This window comes from Paenibacillus sp. NPDC056933, from assembly GCF_042674385.1.
Classification (GTDB): Bacteria; Bacillota; Bacilli; order Paenibacillales; family Paenibacillaceae; genus Paenibacillus.
Map to the genome: position 1 here is coordinate 637,230 of NZ_JBHUQN010000002.1, position 22,314 is coordinate 659,543.

Consider the following 22,314-nt stretch of genomic DNA (forward strand, 5'->3'; position numbering starts at 1 on the left):
TGAGAAGAATGGATTTTTCAGCTGATCATTTGTGTTTTTTACTTTTTCGCAATTCTCCGTCAGGGTCATCGTCCATTTTGGTATTGTCACGCGTTTTGTTGATTGATGGACGTTTTTTATTTTCCAACAGTGGCATACGAAACAAAAAGTTACCCAATGCCTTTGCATTAAACGGTATGAATGGCCAGAGATAAGAAGAGTTGTACGAGCGATGCAACGTAAGGGCCACTATAATGAACGTGGTTCCAACAACGAATCCAGGAACCTTGAATATCGCTACTACCACTAGCAAAAACAACCTGACTAGCCGATTCGCCAAACCAAGCTCATAACTGGGAGTTGCAAACATGCCAATCGCAGCTATAGCCATGTAAAGTACAACTTCATTCACAAAATAACCTGTTTTCACAGCGATATCACCGACCAGAATGGCGGCAATCAAGCCCATGGCCGAAGCGAGTGGTGTGGGGGTATGAACAGCCGCCATCCGCAATAAATCGACCCCGAACTCAATGAGCAGGAACTGTAGAATCAGCGGAAGCTTGGCATTCTCATGAGGACCGATGAACTCCATTCCAGCCGGCTTGATCCCCGGATCAATCACCATCAATAACCACAAAGGTAACAAGAAAAGCGAAATCAAAATGCCCCCAAAACGTACCCAGCGCAAATAGGTTCCCATAAAGGCGGTCTGTCTGTTCTCTTCTGCATGTTCACACAGGTCAAAAAAAGTCGTGGGCAGAATCATCACACTGGGTGAAGTATCTACAAAGATAACAACTCGCCCTTCTATCAGATGAGAAGCCGTCACATCCGGCCGCTCCGAATAACGAACCAACGGATATGGGTGCCAGCCCTTGTTAATGATCGCTTCTTCAAGTTGCTTATCAGCAGCAGGAATGCCGTCGATATTCACTCGTTTAATTTTCTCGCGAACCGAATCCACCTGAACTTTATCCACGATATCATCTATATACACGACGCAGACATCCGTTTGAGATCTCCGACCGACCTGCATAATTTCGAATTTTAATCCAGGGTCTCTTATTCTCCGACGTACTAACGCAACGTTGGTCAGAAGTGTCTCGGTAAAACCGTCTCTAGAGCCGCGCACCACTCGTTCCAGCGAAGGTTCCTCCGGTGAACGCACTGGATAACTGCGCGTATCCATAATAATAACGGAACGATCCCCTTCAACAAACAAAGCGCTCATACCCGTGAGGACCTTGTTGATTACAGCGCTCATTTTTTCCACTCGCTCAACCTGTATATGAGGGATGTAACAATCAAAATATGACTTTAGTGCATGTCCTGATACCTGGTCTGGTGTAAGATAGGTTAACCGTTTTAACACTTCAAGCAGAATCTCATCTTTCGCAAAACCGGTTAATAACAGCAATCCCACATGCTTTCCGCCCATAACCATTTCTCTCATATTGACATCGAAGGATTCACCAAGACCCAATACTTGCTGCAGCGTATATTTGTTTTCACTCATGCTCGGGGAGATATCATCGTTTTCCTGCCAATATTTTATCGATTCTTCAATACTGTCGGACATTTCATTTTGCTTCTTTTTCTCATATGCCTTCTGTTCTTTCTCTTTATGGATTTCATTAGGCGATTTATTCAACATCTCTTCAGATGCTGATTCTGATTCGTCGGAATTATGTCCGTTGTTGTCCGATCTTACATCCATTTCCCATCCTCCTTCGGCCTCACGTTCTAACGCTGATATACAAAAAAGTCAAATAGCGAACCTGTCATCTTGCCCAAAATCATGGCGAGCAATAGTCCGAATAAATAAGATTTCATGCCCAAACGTTTCGCGAGTACAGGCAGCACATTCAATACCTCCGTGAGTGCGGCAGCGAGCAGACCGATGAACACACCGCAAAACAATCCAATGATCGGGCTGAGCAGCAACACGCCATGCACTTTCCAATGCCAGAAATCCGCAACGGTACCGATCAGCGAACCGCCAATCAATGCCCCTTCATACCAATGGGTTTTATCATAGGAACGTGTTAGCTGCGCCAATCTGGGGATCATATCGAGCACGAGAATAAGCGCGATCACACCGCTTCCTACGGCGACTCCCCCCGCAACACCCAGCACGATACTGATCGCTCCATTAAGAACGCTCATCCGCATTCATCTCCCTGCGTTCCTCTTCATGCATACGTTCGGTTTCTTCAATCACCACATATTTGTCTACATTTTGCTGATATAGGAACATTTCCACTTCCAAAGGGGTAGGTTCTTCATTCCATTTTTTCTTGAATAAATGATTGAAAAACACCGCCATACCAAATCCAATCCCAATGGAATATGCCACTTGGAACAGATAGGGATGCTCATCCCGACGTCCTGTAATCATTTCGACGATTCGAATCTGTACTTCCTGCATGTTTACGTCTGCATGAAAATTCATAATGGTCAGGGCTGATCCGAAAAATAGCAGCAACCATACCAGAATGAACAATGATATGGATGCCTTGCCAGTTCCAGCAATCACCTCAACAAGTGTATGTCCCGATCCGATTAATTCAACAGTGACACCAGGCAAAGCAATACGGATCTGGGGAATAATCTGTAGTATGTCAATGAGGATCAGATTTCCGTCCTCCGGTCCGGGGCGCAGCAGTTCAAGCTCAAGCAGCCTCCCTTCCTGTTCCTCTGGAGAGGTTAGCAGATGAGCCACATCCCCAAGCTTGACGCCCCGCCCCCTCTGGATGCGAATACGACTGCGCAAGCGAACGTAGACCGTTGGAGTGGGTGTCATGGACATCCGAAACACTCCTTTACTGCGTAATTTAGGTTAGTATTTGAATAATGTGCAAATTTATTACATTCTGGTTGGAAAAAGGTTGGGTAGCCTGCGGACGCTTCGGGATGGATCGGCCGTCGGTCGCTGTTGCTCTCAGCAGACCAACCTTCCGATCGCTGTTGTCTCCAAATTTTCTTGATTCATTTCTACTAGTGTAGAAATTCGGAGACAGTGTATGCTTTCGAAGTAGCTTTCTTTCAGAAAGCTTTTAGGCGAACGCTTCGCTTCTTCAGGTTTATTCTGCCGCCTACGTTGGTAGTGTATTTAAATATACCTTCGAGGCTTCGCTCCTTTTATCCGATTCCATCCCTTCGCTGCATGGCTCTCCGTTTTTCAAAACGCCTGCAATAAATATGCTGGGAGGCGGCAGTAGGAGATTTTATAAGCTGGCTTAATTACCGCTTTTTCTCTATTACATTTCTTTTATGACTAAAAACAGAAACAAAAAAAATCGCTAATATAGCGACTTATGGAGAAGAGAAGATTTTATGGATTGACTGGTAAGAAATTTCGGGGATCAGGCATCTTTGGAAAAGCCTTACGCATCGCTGTAAGGACTTCCTGTGAAGCTTTTATCTTGGAAGGATGGGTCATTTGTAGAACTTCAATATCTTTGGAGAATGGATGGAAATAACGCATGTACACAAAAACAAAAGTCGTGATCATCAGCAGAACGGATAAAAGTACCCTCCTTTTTTTGTTCCATATTCAATACCCTCCTTTTCACGTGGCTTGATCTCCCTTCTGTATCTCAATGGAGTAATCTGCATGGTTTTGCGAAACTGATTAATAAAATAGCTGGTGCTATTAAAACCAACTTCATAAGCAATCTCGGTAATGCTGCGTTCTTGGAGTTGCAACAGCTCTACACTCTTTTGGATGCGATAATCGATAACATATTGTATAGGTGTTGTTTTCAACATTTGCTTGAAGTAACGACATGTTTCCGAACGGCTTAGCTGGCCTGCCCTTGCGATGTCTTCCAATTGGATTGGGTCATCAAAGTGCAAGTGAATCCATTCCAGCATCTCCTTCATTCGTTTGCTTCTGATATTTTCGGACGTATCATATTCCAGCTTGTAACCTCCTATATTTAAATGTTTCCATATCGTCAGTAATTGTGAGGCTACATTTATTTCGTAATATGGGGGTTGATCATCCAGTTCCATTTTAATCTCACGGATGGCGCGCAGAACCTCAGTCCCCCAGGCTATACCGCCTTCAATATAGAGATAAGGGAAGTTAGTGGCTGTAACATACGGATGAACATACTTTGCATACAACTCGGAAGGCACAACAAAATGGGGAGACACATTCAGACAGAGATAAATACATTGATTGTTCTCGTTCTTACCATGGTCTTCTGCCATATGCATGGAGCCACTATTGATAAATAATCCATTCCCTTGAGGAACAACGATTTCCTGCTCATTGACACGAAAAAGAGCTTCACCCTGCACAACCAGGACGAACTGCAATTCATCATGCCAGTGAAGTGGAATATAACCATGGACATTATTCACAATTGTTGTTTTATAACAAGCGACAGGTACCGCAACCGTACGATGCTCAGTCAGTTCTCTCCTGTTTTGATCCATTCTAAATTCTGTCTTTACCATATGTCCTCATCTCAATATATTTATATTTATTTATGCAATTTTGATATTATTGTAGCGCATTTAACCTTAATATAGCACTATTCTTATATTTAAGGCGAGGGCATTGAATTATGACAACATCTAATCAACGATCAAGATCAGCAGGTATAATGTTTGTTCTAACCGGAGCTATATGCTGGGGCATTGGCGGTACCGTTTCCCAGAAACTCTTTCAACAGTACGGAATTGAAGTCAACTGGTTTGTAACTGTACGACTGCTGATTGCAGGCATATTGCTTCTAATGGTTCAATCCTTTACAGTCAGACGCTCGCAAATTTTTGATGTGTGGAAAACGAGGAAAACCGCTGTGCAGCTGATTATTTTTGGTTTAATCGGTATGCTCGCCGTACAATATACGTACATGGCTTCCATTAAACACGGCAACGCGGCAGTTGCCACACTTCTGCAATATTTGTCCCCTGTTATCATCATGTTCTACCTCATCCTGCGTAAACAGGCTGTTCTAACAAAAAAGGATGTTGCTTCGGCAACTTTAGCGCTGGGCGGATGTTTTCTTCTGCTGACGAATGGTTCGCTCTCTCAGTTATCCGTATCGTTACCGGCTATGGTGTGGGGTCTGTTATCCGGAGTTGCCGCTGCCTTTTATACCCTCTACGCCGTGAAACTCATCGAAACATTGGATTCCCTGGTGGTGGTCGGCTGGGCGATGATTATTGGAGGGACCGGGCTCAGTCTAATCCATCCACCATGGAAAATGGACTTTGCCAACATGCCTTTGGAAACCTACGGTTATTTGGTATTTACGATCATTCTCGGAACGATGATTGCTTTCTGGTTCTATATTGAGAGTCTTAAAAGCCTGACCGCAAAAGAAACAAGTCTGCTTGGAAGTGCCGAGCCGCTTGCTGCCGTCGGAGCAACAGTCGTCTGGTTGCATGAACCTTTCGGTTATTTCCAGTGGCTGGGGACAGCATGTATTATTGGATTGATATTACTGTTGCAGTCGAATCGGAGCCGATCCGTAAAGGCTAACGACAAATAACCTTCTCCGCATATTCAAGCGCGATAGAAGGTTGTTAGTTGTCGTATATTGGCGGTTCAGCACCAATAATGTGTTCAGCAATCCAAAATTACTGTGCGATCTGGTCGCGAATGGATTGAAGTATTTTTTTCTCCAGCCGTGATACCTGCACCTGCGATATCCCCAGCCTGCTGGCTACCTCGGATTGCGTCTGATCCCGGTAGTACCGGAGGTACACAATCAGTCGTTCCCGTTCACTAAGACCGCCGATTGCTTCGTTCAGCGCGAGCTTGTCAAACCACCGTTCCTGAGATTCGTCGGCAATCTGATCCATCAGTGTAATCGGATCGCCGTCATTCTCAAACACCGTCTCGTGAATGGAGGTCGGCGGTTTGTTCGCTTCCTGCGCAAATACGACTTCCTCCGGGGTCACCCCCAGCTCTTCAGCTACTTCCTTGATCGTTGGAAGACGGTCCAGTGTTTTGGACAGCTCATCCCTTTTCTTGCGGACTTTATTCGCCATTTCCTTGAGTGAACGACTGACCTTAAGGGTACCGTCGTCTCGCAGGAAACGCTGAATCTCTCCGATAATCATTGGTACTGCATAGGTGGAAAATTTCACATCGTAACTGAGATCAAATTTATCCACCGATTTGAGCAGCCCAATACAACCAATCTGGAACAGATCTTCCGGCTCATATCCCCTGTTCATAAAACGTTGTACGACGGACCAGACGAGTCTGATGTTGCAGTTCACCAGCGTATCCCGTGCGACATGGTCACCCGACTGACTGAGCGCAATCAGCCGTTTGACTTCGGCATCGTCCAAATAGGTCTGTGAAGACTGTTTCACTTCAGCATCCATAAGACCACCAACCCCTAATTATACAATGCTTTCTTGGATTCAATCCTCTTCTTCATCTTGATGGAGGTGCCTCTGCCGGGCTCACTGCTGACTTCGAATTCATCCATGAAGTTTTCCATAATGGTGAAGCCCATGCCCGAGCGCTCAAGTTCAGGTTTGGACGTATAGAGTGGCTGTTTAGCCAGTTCAAGATCTTCGATGCCTTCACCGCGGTCTTCCACAATGATCGTAATCATGTCATCCCGAATCTGGGCTTGAATGGACACGACACCTTCAGGATTGTTGTTGTAACCGTGGATGATACTGTTGGTCACTGCTTCCGAAATGACCGTCTTCAGATCGCTAAGCTCGTCCATTGTAGGATCAAGCTGGGAGATGAAAGCAGCAACGGTCACCCGTGCGAACGATTCGTTCTCCGACTTGGCCGCAAATTGCAGATTCATGAAATTTGTCCCCGTTCCTTCATTCATGAGACGACCTCCAGACCTGAGAGAGCAGTTCCCTCATTTTCGTAAATCGGCATAATCTTGAACAAACCCGACATTTCCAGCAAACGGTACACCGGCGGATTGACATCACAGACAACCATCTTGCCGCCTTTATTCTTAATGAGCTTGTATCTTCCCAAAATAACACCCAAACCCGAACTGTCCATGAATTGCAGATCTTTCAGGCTGAGTACCAGATGCTCGCATTGTCTGCGCTGGATAGCTTCATCCATCTGCATCCGTACCATATCAGCTGTATGGTGATCCAGCTCCCCGGATAATCGCACAATCAGAATCCCGCGGTGATGTTCCATTTCCACATGCAAGTTCACGTTTGCTCACTCTCCTCCCTGTCTTGAACAAGGATTTCTACGTTCCCGAAGGCTTTTCCTGCCCCCCGACAAAACTAGAAGAAAACCCCTATTTAACTACAAAATATGTTCAGTCACCGAACTGATCTGCATATGGGAGCTCTAATCAAAGAGTGTAGAGGTCGTGCGTTTGAACAGCTTCCACCAGCCTGCCTTGGCCACATCCTGCGGTGCCTGAATGTCGAATTCCTTAATCACTTCATTGCCTTGGTACACAACAAGCTTGCCGACACTCTGACCTGCTTTAACCGGGGCTTTTACTTCTTTTTCCATCTGCAATTCATGACGGAGCTCATTGGATTTGGCCCCTTTACGCATCAGCACACTATAATTTTGCGTTGCATTCAGCGGCAATGAAGGGACCTCACCTTTTTCAATTTTGAGACTGCCAAGCAGATCGCCTGACTTGTACAATGCTTTCATGGTGTATTGACCGAACGCATAGTCAAACATCGAGGATACTTCACTGTTTCTTGTTTTGGTGTTGGGTTCACCCAAGACAACCGCAACCGTGCGAAGCCCGTCCTTCATTGCTGTAGCTGACAGACAGAATTTGGCTTCCGATGTGTATCCGGTCTTCAAGCCATCCGCACCCGAATAGAACCGAACCAGCTTGTTCGTATTTACCAACCAGAAGGGCTTCTTGCTATCTTTGCGAAGATAGTCCTGGTAAGCACCTGTATACTTTGTAATCCCCGAATGCTTAAGCAATTCACGGCTCATCAACGCAATATCATGGGCGGAGGAATAATGGTTATCAACCGGAAGACCGTTACAGTTGGCAAAATGAGTATCCTTCATGCCAAGCTCTTTCGCGCGCTCATTCATCCGCTGCACAAAGGCTTCCTCCGAGCCGGCAATTTTCTCTGCCATGGCCACAGAGGCATCATTGCCGGAAGCCATGGCGATTCCTTTTAACATGTCGTCGACCGTCATTTCTTCCCCAGGCTCCAGAAAAATCTGTGATCCACCCATGGATGCGGCATATTCACTCGTTCTCACTTTATCCGTCAGCTTCAGTTTGCCAGAGTCAATTGCTTCAATGGTGAGCAGCATGGTCATAATCTTCGTAATGCTCGCGGGAGGCAGCTGATCATGACTATTTTTCTCATAAATAACGGTGCCCGTATCTGCATCCATCAAAATGGCAGAGCGTGCCGACGGGGCCAAATCTGCTCCACCCGCTGCTTTGGGTGTTTCTTCAGCCAGCGCTGTTGATGCCATCAGGGGCAGCAGGATACAAAGGGTCATGAACGATGCCATTATTCGTTTTTTCACAAGGGTTACCTCCTCAAATGACTTGCTTACTGCATGTTCCATGCATGTACTGCTAATCATTGTCGGCCCAATTAAAGTAAATTATTCCATCAAAAGAATGATTTCCCGAACTTTTTGTGTAAAAAGAGGCAGAAGACCAAATGCTCCTGTACTCATCGGTTCACTAAGCGACACTTTACAAGAAAAAATAAAGAGGCAATCTGCCCCAATGTTCACATTAGGGTAGATTGCCTCTTCTAAATTACCAGTTACATTTGTGGAATAACAGCCAGGACAAGCGCCAGAAAGGATTCACGGACACGTTCTGTCGTTTCCATAACCTCATCATGAGACAATGGCTGGTCCAGAATTCCGGCAGCCATGTTGCTGATACAGGAGATACCGAGTACTTCCAGTCCTGCGTGGCGTGCTACGATGACTTCGGAAACGGTAGACATGCCCACTGCATCTGCACCGAGTGTACGCAGCATCACAATCTCAGCCGGTGTCTCGTAGTTAGGGCCGAGCATGCCTGCGTATACCCCTTCTCGCACGCTAAAGCCTTGCGATGCCGCCGTGTCCTTCGCCAGCGCACGCAAGCGACGGCTATAGGCTTCAGACAGATCCGGGAAACGCACGCCCAAGGCAGAGTCATTCGGTCCGATTAGCGGATTCTTGCCTGTAAGATTCAGATGATCCGAGATCAGCATCAGGTCACCTGCCTCATACGAGGTATTCACACCGCCTGCTGCATTGGTTACGAGCAAGGAGGTCACTCCCAGTTCTTTCATGACACGTACCGGGAAGGCTGTCAGTTCCGGACCGTATCCTTCGTACATGTGGAAACGACCTTTCATCATGACGACCGGACGGCCTTTAATAGTTCCCACAAGCAATTCGCCTTCGTGCCCCTCTACGGTGGACACCGGGAAATGCGGGATATCCTGATAGGCGATGCTTACGCCATCTTCAATCAGTTCTGCCAAAATGCCAAGTCCTGAACCCAAAATCAAACCAACTTCCGGTTTAACTGAACTTTTACTTTGAATATAGGATGCCGCTTCCAAAATCATCTGTTGGTTTAATGCTGTCATAAGATGTTCCCCCTTGAGTTGAAACGATCCGTCTGTATTTAGCAGATGGCATCATTCTTAATATTTCACGCTAAAGATGCATCTGCTTATGTATAACGGCGTTTACCTGTGTTCAATTTATTTTATCCTAAATCGGCTTAATGTTCCGCATTTTTTTGCAGATTGGCATCCACATCAACAACTATCTTGCACGTGGATGATGCGATTCGTAAACTTCTTTCATCGTTTTGCGACCATGATGGCCATACTGTTGCCCAGGCTGCTCCACATGCCCAAGCATATCCTGCACCGCACGGGTATCTGCTCCACTGGCGATCAGGTGAGCAGCAAAGGAATGACGCAGCGTATGCGGTGTAATTTCACTTGAAATTCCTGCATCCAATGCCGCTTTTTTGAGCAGCTTCCAGAAGCCCTGCCTTGTTAATCGTCTACCGGATACATTGACGAATAAAGCCTGCTCGTCCAATTCGTTCTTGATTAACAAGTTGCGGTAATGATCTACGTAGACACTCGCCCAATGCGCGGCTGGCGCACCAATCGGCAGAATGCGTTCTTTACCAGCGCCTCCACAGCGGATAAAGCGCATGCCAGGCTGTACATCCCGAACATCCAGCGCGATCAGTTCCGACACGCGAATGCCTGTCGCGTACAACAACTCCAGCATGGCCCGGTCACGTACGCCTTGTGGCGAACGCGTATCCGGCGCTGCAAGCAACAGCTCGATCTCTTGGATGGTCAACACCTGCGGCGGTGTTTTGTCTGCTTTTGGCGCCTCCACGTCAAACGTAGGATCCTGTACGATCTCTCCTCGCCGCATCAAAAAATGAAAATAGGAACGCAGGGATACCACGCTGCGAGCGATGGTTGCATTCGCACGTCCTGCCTGTTTCAGCTGACCGATAAACAGGATGACATGCGTACGACGCACCTGCTCCGCTTCCCGGATACCGTATTCTTTGTCCGCAAATTCGATGAACTTGTCCACGTCTCGAAGATACGACTCCAACGTACTGCTCGACATCCCTTTATCCTCTTCCAAGTATAAGGCATAGGTGTGTATCGTCTGCTTCATGCACAACGCTCCTCATCTGACAGGACTGCCTTGCTGGCAGCCTGCATCCGTATTTGCATCCCTGGCTGTCCAGGCTACTCTCCGTACCAATAGAATAAACGGAGACGCTCTGCCATCGTAGGGCGCCCTTCTTCGTAGCCTTGCCACACATTTTCCTGAAATACCTTAACTGCATTTCCGGATGGCATCTGATATTGGTCCACAGGCGAGATCCAGCCGTTGAACAAATCCAGGACATGATAGAACAGATAAACCAAAGCAGCAAAAAATACGATAAATCGAATAAAACGGAGTCCTCTCCGCAGTGATATGATCATGGGTCGTACCCCCTTCTGATTCAAATCCGGTTCGTCCTTGAATCAGGGTATGTCCACCAACACAGAAATATGACATTCTGGGCAAACCTCACATCACATGCGGTACCAAAAAAGCTCTCCCGTCAAAACCGCCGGTGAGAGCTTGAAGATATGCTATGTTATTCTTCATCTTTGGGCTTCTGGTCATTTTTAGCTTTGCAACGGTAACAAATCCCATGAAAATCCAATCGGTGATCCACTACCGAAAAATTAAATTCCCGCTCCAGTCGCTCTTCAAGCGGTCCAAGCCAGTCTTCACGTATTTCATCCATACTTCCGCATTGAACACAGATTAAGTGATGATGGTGATGTTTGGATGTATCTCCGCGCAGATCATAACGCGCTACACCGTCGCCGAAGTTGATTTTCTCTACAACATGCAGCTCACTCAGCAGTTCGAGGGTACGGTACACGGTTGCCAGACCGATTTCGGGAGCCTTTTCTTTCACGAGCATGAATACGTCCTCTGCACTCAGATGATCTTCTTCATTCTCAAGAAGTACTCTTACGGTGGCTTCCCGCTGGGGCGTTAATTTATATCCTTGGGACTGTAGTTGCTGCTTAATTTTATCGATCCGTGCTTCCATTTTCTCCCTCCCCCTAGGAAATCACTGCACACTGCAACTTAACCCACTTCTTTCATTATAGGGGGAGTACATAATTAAAGTCAACATTTTACACTGTTGCATGCAAGCTAGGCGGGTAGCAGCATCGGCGTGACCCAGCGCATCATTGCAGGAGTGACCCAGGTTTCAAAAGAGGCGACACCTAACAACAATGCAGCCATCACGAGAGTCAACACCATATAAGAAGCAAAAGGTCTCTGGTTGCCTGTTGTCCGCTGCATCAATACCCGGTTCCGAATGATGTATAATGAAAAGGTCATCGCTGACACACTGCAAATCAGCAGGACAGGAATCACGAATAGATTATGTGGCGCAACCGATACCAATGCAAATAGAAGCCCTTTCCAGGAATACTGTCCAACAAGATAACCTACTGTAAAACCAATGAGCACACCTTTCAGAAAATCGAGAACCAAAATGCCCGGCAGGCCAATGACCGATAAACCCAGAATAAAAATGAGCCCCACCCATTTCAAATGAAGCATGGCAATGTCCCAATAGGTACCAGTCTCAGTCACCTGCCCACTGTGCTGCACTGTCATAAAGAAATTGCCGAGATACCCCTCCAGATCCTGACGCTGCTCAAGAGACAAGGCGTTGACCATCAGGGCCCCAAAGATGACTCCGACCAGAAACAAGACGGCCACGAATACATATAGCGAGGTTTGACCTTTAAATGTGAAGTAGGCAGAACGCATACAGATACGAGTCCCCTTTCCGGTTATCATGCTGCAAGGATGTCGAGTGAAATCCTCATAGTCATTCTTATGAACCGGAACGCACACGTATGACTTCTTGTCCAGATTTCCCCTACCTCGAACTACTCTGTTACTTCTCTGGCGGATACTTTCCCATAAGTACCTCCACCGCCAGAAGAGAGCACCAGTTCACCATTTCGAGCAGCAACGATGAGTCCTGCCAGAACGGGTCCTACCACCGCTGCAAGTTCATCTTCCCTTGTCCGATGGAGTACGTTCATTTCCGTACCAAAATGGTCCAGCAGCAGGCGTAGTTTGGCTTTACCCAGTCCTGGGATGAATTCCAGCGGCACCTGGTATTGATAGGCTGGCCTGCTGGCAGGGACATGCGGATTCTCCCGGTCCGCGATCGCCAATATGCGATCAAGCACGCCCTGAACAAGCTTCACACTGCCACAGTGTGGGCAGCGTTCTGCTGACATTGCATGTTCGTCCATAATGCTTCCACAGGATGCACAATAGGTACGGTGATATTTGCCGAGTCTTGGATTCAAACCGTAATTGGCGGTAATTCTTCTGCCCTCCTCTCCTTTAAGTGCCATGTTGAATTCGTCAAAAGAAGGTTTCGCGAGTTGCAACTCATTGTACTCTCGTCCGATCTTGCCCAGAGAATGTGCATCCGAGTTGGTCAGAAAGGGGACCTGATCCAGTTCCCGAATGTAACTGGCCATGGATGAGTCGGAGCTTAGGCCAAGCTCGACTGCATCGATCAGGTTCGTATCCAGCACATCAGCCATACGAGGAGCCGTACTGCCATATATGCCCTTATGCGGTGTAAAAACATGTGCAGGCACAATAAGTCCACCGCGAGCCTTAATCTCGGCCTGCATCTCCAGAGCCGGTACATAGACTCGCTGAGAACTAAGGTTCACATTTTTCATATACCGTTTCATCCAATCCGTAAAGGACTTCATCGTGCTTAGATCCCGGAAATAGGCAAGCATATGAAATTCCCGCATTTCCGGTTCGCGCAGTTCCAACTCCGTACCTAGCAGGATCGTTGTATCCTGATACGCAATTCCTCCGCCCTCTACCTCGGACATGGTGCCGTTCTCCAGCAACTGCTCGATATCCATCTGTACCACGGGAGAATGGCAATCAATGACGCCGAGTAAATGAATGCCTTTGCGATCCGAAGCTTCCCGAGCAATGTTCTCAAATGTCAGATCCCGGCTGCCACTAATTTTAACGGCTTCCCCGCGCGAAGTTCGTCCGATATGAATATGAAGGTCTGCATAACACGGCTCCCACATTGCAGATGATGTTCGTTGCTCATCCATTATTAAAACCGTCCTGTCGTTCTGTACAGGTCCCACGCATATACAGCCATCATCGTTTTGGCATCACTAATCCGGTTCTCATCCATCAGCTGGTATGCTTCTTCGATGGTAATTTCGGAAACTTCCAGAAACTCATCTTCATCCAGAGCCATATCCCCGGCTTCCAGTTCCTCGGCAATGTACAAATGGATGATCTCATCCGCAAACCCTGGCGATGTGTAAAACGAACGCAGATGCCGCAGTGATTTGGCTACATAACCAGTCTCTTCGCGCAATTCACGTGCCGCTGCCACTTCGGGCTCTTCTCCCGGGTCCAGTTTACCTGCTGGAATCTCCACTTCGGTACGTCCCATAGCCTGACGATACTGATCAACAACCAGCATGCGATCTCCATTCAGGGCTAGGACCGCTACCGCTCCAGGATGACGGATAATCTCACGGGTAGCGGTCTGTCCATTGGGGAGCTTAACCGTGTCGACTTGAAGTGAAATAACTTTACCTTCAAAAATGGGCTGTGTGGATATCGTCTCTTCATCCAGTTTCGGATTAGCCGGGTGTATATGATTGGTTGAATTCGTTGGTTTCATGTATTCTTCAACTCCGCTTCCTAGAAATTTGGTTCGTATACGTATAAACCTCAGTTTTTTGGCATATGGTGAGTTTATAGCGATTTCAAACAAATATAGTGAATCAGGGGGACAACCAATGAACACTTATTTAACACCGCAATCCGTGCACGTGGTCGGACAAGCCAGACAAGTCCAGCTCATACTCAAACAATGGATACGCGAGTGGGGTCCGGATGCCAAATTAAGCGACATGCTTGCTGGACGCAAATGATGCTGTTCATGGTGTAGTTATTCATACCCATGAAATATAATTTTTTTGCCAAAAAGTCCGAACACGGTGTGTACCGGATTCGGACTTTTCAGTTGTAGGCAGAGACCTTACACCTATTTTACGAAAAACACTCTTTACTTCTGGCTCGCAGCCGTTTCTTGAATAATCGCCACGACCACTTCGGACAGCTTCACAATATCTTCAGCGCGAATGCGTTCTTTCGTAGTATGAATATCTTCATAACCTACTGCCAGATTGACCGTAGGAATGTTGAAACCATTGAAGATGTTGGCATCACTGCCGCCACCGGATGCAAACGTGCTGGTCTCCAGCCCCAGGCTGCGAATGGCACGTTGTGCAAGCTGAACAACCTCATGCTCATCATGGAAGCCAAATGCAGGATACAGGATTTCACTTCTGAATTCAGCTGTTGCACCATATTTGCGGCATGTTGTTTCCAATGCTTCACGCATTTGTGCAATTTGCAGTTCCACTTTTTCCTGCACAATGCTGCGAGCCTCCGCTTCAATCTGCACAAAATCGCAAACAACGTTCAGCGCTGATCCGCCCTGAAATTTGCCGATGTTCGCTGTAGTCTCTTCATCAATCCGTCCCAGCTTCATTGCCGCAATCGCTTTGGCAGCCACCTGAATGGCGCTGATGCCATCTTCCGGATTCACTCCCGCATGAGCGGATTTCCCATAGATCTTCATTTCAATTTCTGCTCTGGCCGGTGCTGCCACACAAATTGTACCCACAGCTCCGTTGGAATCCAGTGCATAACCGAACTCAGCTTCAATATCCTTCGGATTCATGGCACGTGCTCCGACCAGGCCCGATTCTTCACCTACAGTGATCACGAACTGAATTTTACCATGCGGTATGTTGTTCTCCTGGATGACCCGAATGGCTTCAAACAGAGCGGCAATCCCCGCCTTATCATCTGCACCCAGAATTGTCGTACCATCACTGCGAATCCAACCGTCATCACCGAGCTGAGGTTTAATCCCCTTTCCCGGTGTTACAGTATCCATATGGCATGTAAAAAAAATCGGTGCGGCCGCTTCAATCCCCTCGGCTTCCCAGGTAATAACTAGATTTCCTGCACCATGTCCGGTTTTTTCCGTCGTATCATCCTCATATACGCTGAGGCCCAGCTGAGTAAATTGTTCTTTTAACACTTTTGATATATTCTGCTCATGGGTTGTCTCACTATCCATTTGCACCAGTTCCATAAACTGATCAATGACACGCTGCTGTTTTATCATAGGACTTTCCTACCTTTCGTCGATACGGTACAATACAATTACTATGGTCTGTTTATTCATTTCTTGAAAGGAGTTTCTCATCATGCAAAAAAAGAAATGGTTCCGCATCATTATCTATCTCATGCTGCTCGCCATGATTGGGTCCACCCTTTTCATCGCGCTCGAACCTTTATTGTTCGGATAGAACCCTGAAGCCTTTTGACTGTCTTAATCACAGACGGTGAAAGGCTTCTTTTTCTGTAATCCAGGTAATCTCATACGGGAAGATCCGGTTAAAGTATGGAACGATCTCCTGCGCAACCTGTTCCACAGTGTACGTCTTGCCTGTGATATCCTCCAATGAAGTGACACCATACTGCTCAATACCACAAGGAATAATCCCCTGAAAACCTGCGTGCTGAATGCCGGAAGTGATATTAAAAGCAAATCCGTGACTCGTCACGAAACCTCGACGATGTTTACAACGATTGAACTTTACGCCGATGGCGGCAATTTTCAGATCATTGATCCATACTCCCGTGTAAGCCTCTTTGCGTCCCGCTTCAATCCCCTGGTCTGCCAGGTAATCAATGATCATCTGTTCCAGCCTGCGTAAATAGCCATGCAGATCCAAAGCTTCATCCCGCCCGAGCACGAGTAACGGGTAACCTACCAGTTGGCCTGGGCCATGATAAGTAATATCCCCGCCGCGGTCAATTTGAAACAAGGAGATGCCTTGCTCCCGCAGTTCCTCCTGACTAAGAAGCAGGTGCTCCGGGTGATTCTGTGAACCGATCGTATACGTAGGCGGATGCTGGAGCAGCAGCATCTGTTCCGCTCCTTCTCCCTCGTCCAGTTGCTGCACAATCGCTTTCTGGCGGTTCCAAGCTACTTCATAATCAAGCATCGGTATGTAGGCAACATCCAGCGGCTTGCTCATGATTCCTCCACCCTTCTGGTTCAATGTTCATTGTATTGTAAGAAAGCCTTTAATTGAAAAAGCGGGAAAAGTGCACGGCCGGAGGCTCATACACTTTCCCGTCATCCATCTATTCAGCAAATTGCATCATTTAAACAGATTATCAAAATGATGCAATCGCTCTACTTAATACACTTTGGTATCCATTGTGTAACCTTCGAGGTTTTCTTTTACACGTTGCAGGAAACGTCCGCAGATGACTCCATCCAGAATACGATGATCCAAGGAAAGACAAAGGTTCGCCATGGAACGGACAGCAATCATGTCATTGATGACCACCGGTTTCTTGACAATGGACTCAAATGTAAGAATCGCCGCCTGCGGGTAGTTAATAATAGGTTGCGACAGAATCGAACCAAATGATCCCGTATTGTTGACCGTGAATGTACCGCCCTGCATATGGTCCAGCTTCAAAGTACCTTCACGTGTTTTACGTGCCAGATCATCAATCTCGCGAGCCAGTCCAGCGATATTGCGCTGATCTGCATGTTTGATTACAGGTGTCAGCACAGAGTCTTCTGTACCCACCGCCATGGACAGGTTGATATCCCGTTTGACAATAATTTTGTCGACAGCCCAAACGGAGTTCATGATTGGATAGTCTTTAATGGCGTTGACGACACCCTTCATCATGAAGGACAGATACGTCAGGTTGATGCCTTCCTTACGCTTGAACTCATCCTTGAGTTTGTTGCGCAGCATCACCAGATTGGTCACGTCCACTTCAATCATCGTCCACGCGTGCGGGATTTCCGATACGCTTTGACGCATATTACGAGCAATCGCATTTCGAACTGGGGTAACGTCGATGAAATATTCCGATCTTCCCTGTCCGCCGCCCTCGACTTCGATTTGCGGGATTTTTGGACTTTCGGTCAGATGTATGCCGGAATGTCTTACAGGAACGCCTGCGTCGGCTGCCGGGACTGTTTCTCCCGCAGATGCACCCAAGTCTCCATTCCCCCGATTCAATCCGCTAAAAGGTGAACCTGAAGGTACTCCCGAAGAGGCATGCTGTCCAGCTGCAGCAGAAGACTGAACAGACGCTGCACCCGTGTTTCCACCCTGTGCAACGAAAGCCAGCACATCCTTACGGGTAATCCGCCCACCTGCTCCAGAACCCTGAATATTCTGCAAGTTCAGACCGTGTTCGGCTGCCAGTGATTGCACTGCAGGGGAATACCGGTTACGCATTGGCTGATTGGGATCATGAACTCCTGTACTCGCTGCATCTGCCGCAGGTGTGTAACTCGTACGTTGTTGTACATGGCCCTGAGCCTCATTCTGTTGCTGCGTAGTTGGTGTTACTTGCTCTGCCGCTTCCTCATCAGAAGCTGCCACCTGCATGCGGCAAATGGCTTCACCTACAGCAATGGTTGTTCCCTCTTCCACCAAAAGATCGCCCATAATCCCATCTACAGTGGATGGAATCTCAGCATTGACTTTATCGGTTATCACTTCACAGATCGGCTCGTACTGTTCCACACGGTCGCCCGGTTTTTTTAACCATTTGGCTATGGTAGCCGAGACCAGTGATTCCGCCAGCTGTGGCATGATGACCTCGATCCATTTCATACTCATTGGTTATATCACTCCAAACTTTGCTTTTAACCTTTTATGGAATTCACTTATAAAAACAACTAACGAATGCCACACTCTACAACTCCGATTGCAGCACCATCTTCCGATCGCTGTTATCCCCAGATTTTTTCAATCCCCTTTAATTAAGGTTAAAATCCGGTGATAAAGGCGAACACTTTGTTTCTTCAGATTGGTCCCGCACTCTCCGTTATCGTGTAATTCTAGGTTTTTTTTATAAAAAATCAATTCCACAAAAGGTACTTATACTATCTTAATAAATTAGTACTCAGCGAGGGTACGCATCGCTTCTTTGGCTTTATCCTTGCTCAACATATAGAATTTCTCCAATGTTGGGCTGATGGGCATTGCCGGTACATCCGGTCCGCAGAGACGCTGAATCGGCGCATCCAGATCGAACAGACATTCTTCGCTGATAATGGCCGCTACTTCGGCGCCTATACCACCGGTTTTGTTATCTTCATGCACGATCAGCACTTTGCCTGTCAGACGAGCAGAAGCAATAATTGCTTCGCGATCAAGCGGCTGCAACGTGCGCAGATCCAGAACATGGGCAGTGATGCCTTCTTCACGCTCCAGCTCCTCGGCAGCCTGCATGACAAAATGAAGTGGCTGACTATAACCGATAACCGTAATATCTGCCCCTTCACGAAGCACGTTGGCTTTACCGATTGGAACGATGTAATCATCCTCTGGCACATCTTCCTTGATCAGCTTGTAACATTTTTTGTTCTCAAAAAAGAGAACCGGGTCCGGGTCGCGAATGGCTGCTTTGAGTAACCCTTTGGCATCGTATGCCGAGTAAGGAGCTATAATTTTCAAACCTGGTGTTCCGAAAAAGATTGATTCCGGACATTGGGAATGATACAGTCCGCCAAATATACCGCCGCCAATCGGTGCACGAATCACAATCGGGCAGCTCCAGTCATTGTTGGAACGATAGCGAATTTTGGCCGCTTCACTAATAATCTGATTCGTAGCAGGCAGCATGAAGTCCGAATACTGCATCTCGGCAATTGGTTTCATGCCATACATCGCAGCACCAATGGCTACGCCTGCAATAGCTGATTCAGACAAAGGTGTGTCCATGACACGCATTTCGCCGAACTGATCCTGTAACCCTTTGGTTGTGGTGAACACGCCGCCTTTGACTCCGACATCTTCACCAAGGATAAAGACATTTTCATCCCGTTCCATCTCTTCTTTCATTGCGAGACGGATTGCATCAATATATTCCATAACCGCCATGATTACCGTCCCCCTTCTTCGCTGTCCGCATACACGTGCGTCAGAGTGTCCTCAGGTTTCGGATATGGCGCGTTGTCTGCATATTCAGTTGCTTCTTTCATTTCCAGCGCAAGCTGGGAAGCCAGATCCGCATCCCGGGCTTCGTCCCAGATGCCGCAATCGATCAGATAGTTCTTCATGCGAAGGACCCCGTCCTTCTTCCAGTTCTCTTCAACCTCTTCCTTGGTCCGGTAAGCCAGATCATTGTCGGAAGTGGAGTGAGGAGACAAACGATACATCATCGCTTCAATAAGCGTAGGTCCTTCACCAGCAATCGCACGGCGGCGAGCTTCTTTGACTGCACCGTATACTTCAAGCGCATCGTTTCCATCTACACGAAGTCCTGGGAACCCGTACCCAAGTGCACGATCCGATATTTTACCACTAAGCTGCTTGTGGACCGGAACCGAGATGGCATACTGATTGTTCTCACACATAATGATCACAGGGAGTTTGTGAACACCTGCGAAATTGGCACCTTCGTGAAAATCGCCCTGGTTGCTTGAACCTTCACCAAAAGTTACAAAAGAAACGAATTCTTTCTTCTTCATTTTGGCAGCCAGTGCAAATCCTACAGCGTGCGGAACCTGTGTTGTAACCGGGCTGGACCCTGTCACAATCCGCAGCTTTTTGTGACCGAAGTGACCCGGCATTTGCCGTCCGCCACTATTCGGATCTTCTGCCTTCGCAAAAGCAGACAGCATCAGCTCGCGTGGAGTCATGCCGACCGCCAGGACAAAACCATAATCCCGGTAATACGGTAAATAATAATCGTGATCCCGGTCCAGACCAAAAGCAGCACCTACTTGCGCCGCTTCCTGTCCTACACCAGATACGTGAAAGTTAATTTTGCCGGCCCGCTGTAACAGCAAGCAACGCTCGTCAAACTTGCGTGCGAGCAGCATGTATTTGTACATATCCAATACTTCACCATCGCTAAGTCCCAGCTGTTCATGCCGATGGACCGCGTCTGCAGTACCTTGTGAACTCATATGAGGTACCTCCTTTTAATCAGAGCCTGTGCCCGTCTTACAACCCGATCTTATAACCTGGTACTAAGACTTGGCTTAACCTTATTATAATCCCTTTTGCCCAAAAAAGGAAAGGACCATTCTCATAAGCCTGTCCGGCCTACATTCCAATCGCTTTTCCGTCTACAGCTAACATGGCTTCACCCATGATTTCTGATAGGGAAGGGTGAGGATGGATCGTCTGCCCCACTTCCCAAGGTGTAGCATCCAGCGTCTGAGCCAGGGAGGCCTCAGCGATCAGTTCCGTCACATGGGTACCAATCATATGTACACCCAATATATCATTCGTCTTGGCATCGGCGATTACCTTCACGAATCCATCCCGGCTTCCATGAACCAACGATTTTCCAATGGCCTGGAACGGAAACTTACCTGTTTTCACTTCATAACCGCGCTCTTTGGCTTCACGCTCCGTGAATCCGATACTCGCTGCTTCCGGACGTGTATAGACACAGCGAGGGATGCGATGCGATTCGACGGCATGTACCGTTTCACCCGCCAGATGATTCACAGCCAGAATGCCTTCATGACTCGCCGCATGTGCAAGCTGTAATCCGCCGATGACATCGCCAATGGCATAAATATGACCCTCACCGGTTTGCAAATATTGATTCACAGCGATAAAGCCGCGTTCGAGCTTGATATCCGTATTTTCGAGTCCGATATTTTCCACATTGGCCTGACGACCAACAGATACCAGCATCTTGTCCGCTTTCAGGGTTTCTTGCTTCTCGTCTCCCAGCTTGACGTCAATCTGAATGCCGCCTTTTTCCACACGATAGGTCTCTGTCAAAATACTGGCGCCTGTCAGGAAGCGAACTCCACGTTTGCCAAGCAGTCTCTGCATCTCCTTCGCTACATCTTCATCCTCGGCTGGCAATACATGAGCGGCAGCTTCAACAACTGTAACCTCGACGCCAAAATCATTCAGCATGGAGGCCCATTCGAGGCCAATCACGCCACCACCAACAATGACCAGGGATGCCGGAAGTTCGTCCATTCGCAGAGCCTCATCACTGCTCATGATGTATCGGCCGTCTGGCTCAAGACCTGGTAACACCCGCGGGCGAGATCCGGTAGCAATAATGAGGTTGGTTGGCACAACCGTATCCATCTCGCCATCTTCGAACTCGACAGCAACTGCACCGCTCTGAGGGGAGAAAATGGAGGGTCCAATCACGCGCCCTTTGGCGTGTACCACCTGAATTTTATTTTTTTTCATTAAATACTGCACACCCTGATGAAGCTGCTCCACAATCGCATCCTTGCGCGCCTGAACCTTCGGAAATACAATTGTTGCTCCAGCTGTCTCAATCCCATACATTTCGCTCTCTTGTATCTCTGCGTATACTTCTGCACTTCTCAGCAATGACTTGCTTGGAATACAGCCGCGGTGCAGACAAGTGCCCCCGAGTTTATCCTTCTCAATAATAACAACCTGTTTTCCTAACTGTGCAGCACGGATGGCAGCAACGTACCCTCCGGTTCCGCCTCCAAGAATGGCAACATCACATGTAATTGGCATCTCTTATGTTCTCCTCTATCCCTATAATTTCAATATATTGCAAGTGATAATCCCGATGTTTCTCTTTTTGAAATAACCGTTCCTCTACACTCTATTGTACTCCCCTTGCACAGCCAACTCAAAGTTTGTCTCGTAAAAACGCATGGACAGCTTCTGGAAACCAAGCTA

General features: G+C 47.5%; 24 protein-coding genes. 3 read left to right on the forward strand and 21 right to left on the reverse strand.

Features of this window, described 5'->3' with window-relative positions:
- Nucleotides 1–25: 25 nt before the first annotated feature.
- The 4 genes from ACFTRD_RS17825 to ACFTRD_RS17840 all read right to left on the reverse strand — a co-directional run bounded on the left by ACFTRD_RS17825 (nt 26) and on the right by ACFTRD_RS17840 (nt 4,449).
- Nucleotides 26–1,699, reverse strand: coding sequence for a spore germination protein (locus ACFTRD_RS17825; RefSeq protein WP_379382342.1), 1,674 nt, complete (start codon nt 1,697–1,699; stop codon nt 26–28).
- A 26-nt stretch (nt 1,700–1,725) separates the two neighbouring features.
- A complete protein-coding gene (locus tag ACFTRD_RS17830) occupies nt 1,726–2,154 on the reverse strand; it encodes a stage V sporulation protein AB (RefSeq protein WP_192268459.1) in 429 nt (142 codons plus the stop codon).
- Nucleotides 2,135–2,791 (reverse strand): stage V sporulation protein AA, encoded by a 657-nt coding sequence (locus ACFTRD_RS17835; protein WP_379382345.1) that lies wholly within the window; start codon nt 2,789–2,791, stop codon nt 2,135–2,137. The genes ACFTRD_RS17830 and ACFTRD_RS17835 overlap by 20 nt, the downstream gene beginning before the upstream one ends.
- A gap of 704 nt (nt 2,792–3,495) precedes the next feature.
- Nucleotides 3,496–4,449 (reverse strand): AraC family transcriptional regulator, encoded by a 954-nt coding sequence (locus tag ACFTRD_RS17840; RefSeq protein ID WP_379382347.1) that lies wholly within the window; start codon nt 4,447–4,449, stop codon nt 3,496–3,498.
- A gap of 110 nt (nt 4,450–4,559) precedes the next feature.
- Between ACFTRD_RS17840 and ACFTRD_RS17845 the strand changes: the two genes are divergently transcribed.
- Nucleotides 4,560–5,492, forward strand: a complete 933-nt coding sequence (locus tag ACFTRD_RS17845; RefSeq protein WP_379382349.1) for an EamA family transporter — start codon at nt 4,560–4,562, stop codon at nt 5,490–5,492.
- Nucleotides 5,493–5,580: 88 nt separating this feature from the next.
- Here ACFTRD_RS17845 and sigF read toward each other — a convergent pair whose 3' ends face one another.
- The 11 genes from sigF to ACFTRD_RS17900 form a co-directional block, all read right to left on the reverse strand.
- Entirely contained in the window at nt 5,581–6,336 is a 756-nt protein-coding gene (gene sigF / locus ACFTRD_RS17850) for an RNA polymerase sporulation sigma factor SigF (RefSeq protein WP_062324398.1), read from the reverse strand.
- 14 nt (nt 6,337–6,350) lie between these two features.
- A complete protein-coding gene (spoIIAB, locus tag ACFTRD_RS17855; protein ID WP_192268469.1) occupies nt 6,351–6,806 on the reverse strand; it encodes an anti-sigma F factor in 456 nt (151 codons plus the stop codon).
- Complete coding sequence (gene spoIIAA / locus ACFTRD_RS17860) at nt 6,803–7,156, reverse strand: anti-sigma F factor antagonist (RefSeq protein ID WP_036663380.1); 354 nt, start codon at nt 7,154–7,156, stop codon at nt 6,803–6,805. The genes spoIIAB and spoIIAA overlap by 4 nt, the downstream gene beginning before the upstream one ends.
- Nucleotides 7,157–7,297: 141 nt before the next feature.
- On the reverse strand, nt 7,298–8,419 hold the full coding sequence (locus ACFTRD_RS17865) for a D-alanyl-D-alanine carboxypeptidase family protein (protein WP_379383108.1): 1,122 nt from the start codon (nt 8,417–8,419) through the stop codon (nt 7,298–7,300).
- A gap of 302 nt (nt 8,420–8,721) precedes the next feature.
- Nucleotides 8,722–9,546, reverse strand: coding sequence for a purine-nucleoside phosphorylase (locus ACFTRD_RS17870; RefSeq protein ID WP_192268473.1), 825 nt, complete (start codon nt 9,544–9,546; stop codon nt 8,722–8,724).
- A 181-nt stretch (nt 9,547–9,727) separates the two neighbouring features.
- Complete coding sequence (locus tag ACFTRD_RS17875; protein ID WP_379382352.1) at nt 9,728–10,618, reverse strand: tyrosine recombinase; 891 nt, start codon at nt 10,616–10,618, stop codon at nt 9,728–9,730.
- Nucleotides 10,619–10,692: 74 nt separating this feature from the next.
- Nucleotides 10,693–10,935: a DUF4227 family protein gene (locus ACFTRD_RS17880; protein WP_192268477.1), complete on the reverse strand. Its 243-nt coding sequence runs from the start codon at nt 10,933–10,935 to the stop codon at nt 10,693–10,695.
- A 158-nt stretch (nt 10,936–11,093) separates the two neighbouring features.
- Entirely contained in the window at nt 11,094–11,561 is a 468-nt protein-coding gene (gene fur / locus ACFTRD_RS17885) for a ferric iron uptake transcriptional regulator (RefSeq protein WP_024630961.1), read from the reverse strand.
- Nucleotides 11,562–11,668: 107 nt separating this feature from the next.
- The gene (gene spoIIM, locus ACFTRD_RS17890) at nt 11,669–12,298 is read right to left on the reverse strand and encodes a stage II sporulation protein M (protein ID WP_379382355.1); all 630 of its coding nucleotides are present in this window, start codon (nt 12,296–12,298) and stop codon (nt 11,669–11,671) included.
- 122 nt (nt 12,299–12,420) lie between these two features.
- Nucleotides 12,421–13,638: an endonuclease Q family protein gene (locus ACFTRD_RS17895; protein WP_379382357.1), complete on the reverse strand. Its 1,218-nt coding sequence runs from the start codon at nt 13,636–13,638 to the stop codon at nt 12,421–12,423.
- 2 nt (nt 13,639–13,640) lie between these two features.
- Complete coding sequence (locus ACFTRD_RS17900; RefSeq protein ID WP_379382359.1) at nt 13,641–14,225, reverse strand: NUDIX domain-containing protein; 585 nt, start codon at nt 14,223–14,225, stop codon at nt 13,641–13,643.
- 118 nt (nt 14,226–14,343) lie between these two features.
- Here ACFTRD_RS17900 and ACFTRD_RS17905 point away from each other — a divergent pair, with 118 nt between their 5' ends.
- Entirely contained in the window at nt 14,344–14,478 is a 135-nt protein-coding gene (locus tag ACFTRD_RS17905) for a Z-ring formation inhibitor MciZ (protein ID WP_192268483.1), read from the forward strand.
- Nucleotides 14,479–14,612: 134 nt separating this feature from the next.
- On the opposite strand, the gene ACFTRD_RS17910 is transcribed toward ACFTRD_RS17905, so the two are convergent.
- Entirely contained in the window at nt 14,613–15,746 is a 1,134-nt protein-coding gene (locus ACFTRD_RS17910) for a tripeptidase T (protein ID WP_379382361.1), read from the reverse strand.
- 82 nt (nt 15,747–15,828) lie between these two features.
- Between ACFTRD_RS17910 and prli42 the strand changes: the two genes are divergently transcribed.
- Complete coding sequence (gene prli42, locus ACFTRD_RS17915; protein ID WP_090810668.1) at nt 15,829–15,930, forward strand: stressosome-associated protein Prli42; 102 nt, start codon at nt 15,829–15,831, stop codon at nt 15,928–15,930.
- Nucleotides 15,931–15,957: 27 nt separating this feature from the next.
- Here the strand turns inward: prli42 and lipB are convergent, their stop codons facing one another.
- The 5 genes from lipB to lpdA all read right to left on the reverse strand — a co-directional run bounded on the left by lipB (nt 15,958) and on the right by lpdA (nt 22,146).
- Complete coding sequence (gene lipB / locus ACFTRD_RS17920) at nt 15,958–16,665, reverse strand: lipoyl(octanoyl) transferase LipB (protein WP_379382363.1); 708 nt, start codon at nt 16,663–16,665, stop codon at nt 15,958–15,960.
- Between the two features lie 165 nt (nt 16,666–16,830).
- Complete coding sequence (locus ACFTRD_RS17925; protein ID WP_379382365.1) at nt 16,831–18,285, reverse strand: dihydrolipoamide acetyltransferase family protein; 1,455 nt, start codon at nt 18,283–18,285, stop codon at nt 16,831–16,833.
- A gap of 279 nt (nt 18,286–18,564) precedes the next feature.
- Complete coding sequence (locus ACFTRD_RS17930) at nt 18,565–19,551, reverse strand: alpha-ketoacid dehydrogenase subunit beta (protein ID WP_379382367.1); 987 nt, start codon at nt 19,549–19,551, stop codon at nt 18,565–18,567.
- 2 nt (nt 19,552–19,553) lie between these two features.
- Nucleotides 19,554–20,582 (reverse strand): thiamine pyrophosphate-dependent dehydrogenase E1 component subunit alpha, encoded by a 1,029-nt coding sequence (locus ACFTRD_RS17935; protein ID WP_379382369.1) that lies wholly within the window; start codon nt 20,580–20,582, stop codon nt 19,554–19,556.
- Nucleotides 20,583–20,721: 139 nt separating this feature from the next.
- Nucleotides 20,722–22,146: a dihydrolipoyl dehydrogenase gene (gene lpdA / locus ACFTRD_RS17940; RefSeq protein ID WP_379382371.1), complete on the reverse strand. Its 1,425-nt coding sequence runs from the start codon at nt 22,144–22,146 to the stop codon at nt 20,722–20,724.
- Nucleotides 22,147–22,314: the final 168 nt, after the last annotated feature.

Excerpts from the sequence above, each read along its gene's own strand:
- ACFTRD_RS17930 (WP_379382367.1), bottom strand. The coding sequence starts at position 19,551 with ATGGCGGTTATGGAATATATTGATGCAATCCGTCTCGCAATGAAAGAA.
- spoIIAB (WP_192268469.1), bottom strand. The coding sequence starts at position 6,806 with ATGAATGAAGGAACGGGGACAAATTTCATGAATCTGCAATTTGCGGCC.
- sigF (WP_062324398.1), bottom strand. The coding sequence starts at position 6,336 with ATGGATGCTGAAGTGAAACAGTCTTCACAGACCTATTTGGACGATGCC.
- ACFTRD_RS17845 (WP_379382349.1), top strand. The coding sequence starts at position 4,560 with ATGACAACATCTAATCAACGATCAAGATCAGCAGGTATAATGTTTGTT.
- ACFTRD_RS17905 (WP_192268483.1), top strand. The coding sequence starts at position 14,344 with ATGAACACTTATTTAACACCGCAATCCGTGCACGTGGTCGGACAAGCC.
- ACFTRD_RS17825 (WP_379382342.1), bottom strand. The coding sequence starts at position 1,699 with ATGGATGTAAGATCGGACAACAACGGACATAATTCCGACGAATCAGAA.
- ACFTRD_RS17935 (WP_379382369.1), bottom strand. The coding sequence starts at position 20,582 with ATGAGTTCACAAGGTACTGCAGACGCGGTCCATCGGCATGAACAGCTG.
- fur (WP_024630961.1), bottom strand. The coding sequence starts at position 11,561 with ATGGAAGCACGGATCGATAAAATTAAGCAGCAACTACAGTCCCAAGGA.
- ACFTRD_RS17865 (WP_379383108.1), bottom strand. The coding sequence starts at position 8,419 with ATGGCATCAACAGCGCTGGCTGAAGAAACACCCAAAGCAGCGGGTGGA.
- spoIIM (WP_379382355.1), bottom strand. The coding sequence starts at position 12,298 with ATGCGTTCTGCCTACTTCACATTTAAAGGTCAAACCTCGCTATATGTA.
- ACFTRD_RS17880 (WP_192268477.1), bottom strand. The coding sequence starts at position 10,935 with ATGATCATATCACTGCGGAGAGGACTCCGTTTTATTCGATTTATCGTA.
- lpdA (WP_379382371.1), bottom strand. The coding sequence starts at position 22,146 with ATGCCAATTACATGTGATGTTGCCATTCTTGGAGGCGGAACCGGAGGG.
- ACFTRD_RS17895 (WP_379382357.1), bottom strand. The coding sequence starts at position 13,638 with ATGGATGAGCAACGAACATCATCTGCAATGTGGGAGCCGTGTTATGCA.
- ACFTRD_RS17875 (WP_379382352.1), bottom strand. The coding sequence starts at position 10,618 with ATGAAGCAGACGATACACACCTATGCCTTATACTTGGAAGAGGATAAA.
- ACFTRD_RS17870 (WP_192268473.1), bottom strand. The coding sequence starts at position 9,546 with ATGACAGCATTAAACCAACAGATGATTTTGGAAGCGGCATCCTATATT.
- ACFTRD_RS17925 (WP_379382365.1), bottom strand. The coding sequence starts at position 18,285 with ATGAGTATGAAATGGATCGAGGTCATCATGCCACAGCTGGCGGAATCA.
- ACFTRD_RS17830 (WP_192268459.1), bottom strand. The coding sequence starts at position 2,154 with ATGCGGATGAGCGTTCTTAATGGAGCGATCAGTATCGTGCTGGGTGTT.
- ACFTRD_RS17835 (WP_379382345.1), bottom strand. The coding sequence starts at position 2,791 with ATGTCCATGACACCCACTCCAACGGTCTACGTTCGCTTGCGCAGTCGT.
- ACFTRD_RS17840 (WP_379382347.1), bottom strand. The coding sequence starts at position 4,449 with ATGGTAAAGACAGAATTTAGAATGGATCAAAACAGGAGAGAACTGACT.
- ACFTRD_RS17900 (WP_379382359.1), bottom strand. The coding sequence starts at position 14,225 with ATGAAACCAACGAATTCAACCAATCATATACACCCGGCTAATCCGAAA.
- ACFTRD_RS17910 (WP_379382361.1), bottom strand. The coding sequence starts at position 15,746 with ATGATAAAACAGCAGCGTGTCATTGATCAGTTTATGGAACTGGTGCAA.
- prli42 (WP_090810668.1), top strand. The coding sequence starts at position 15,829 with ATGCAAAAAAAGAAATGGTTCCGCATCATTATCTATCTCATGCTGCTC.
- lipB (WP_379382363.1), bottom strand. The coding sequence starts at position 16,665 with ATGAGCAAGCCGCTGGATGTTGCCTACATACCGATGCTTGATTATGAA.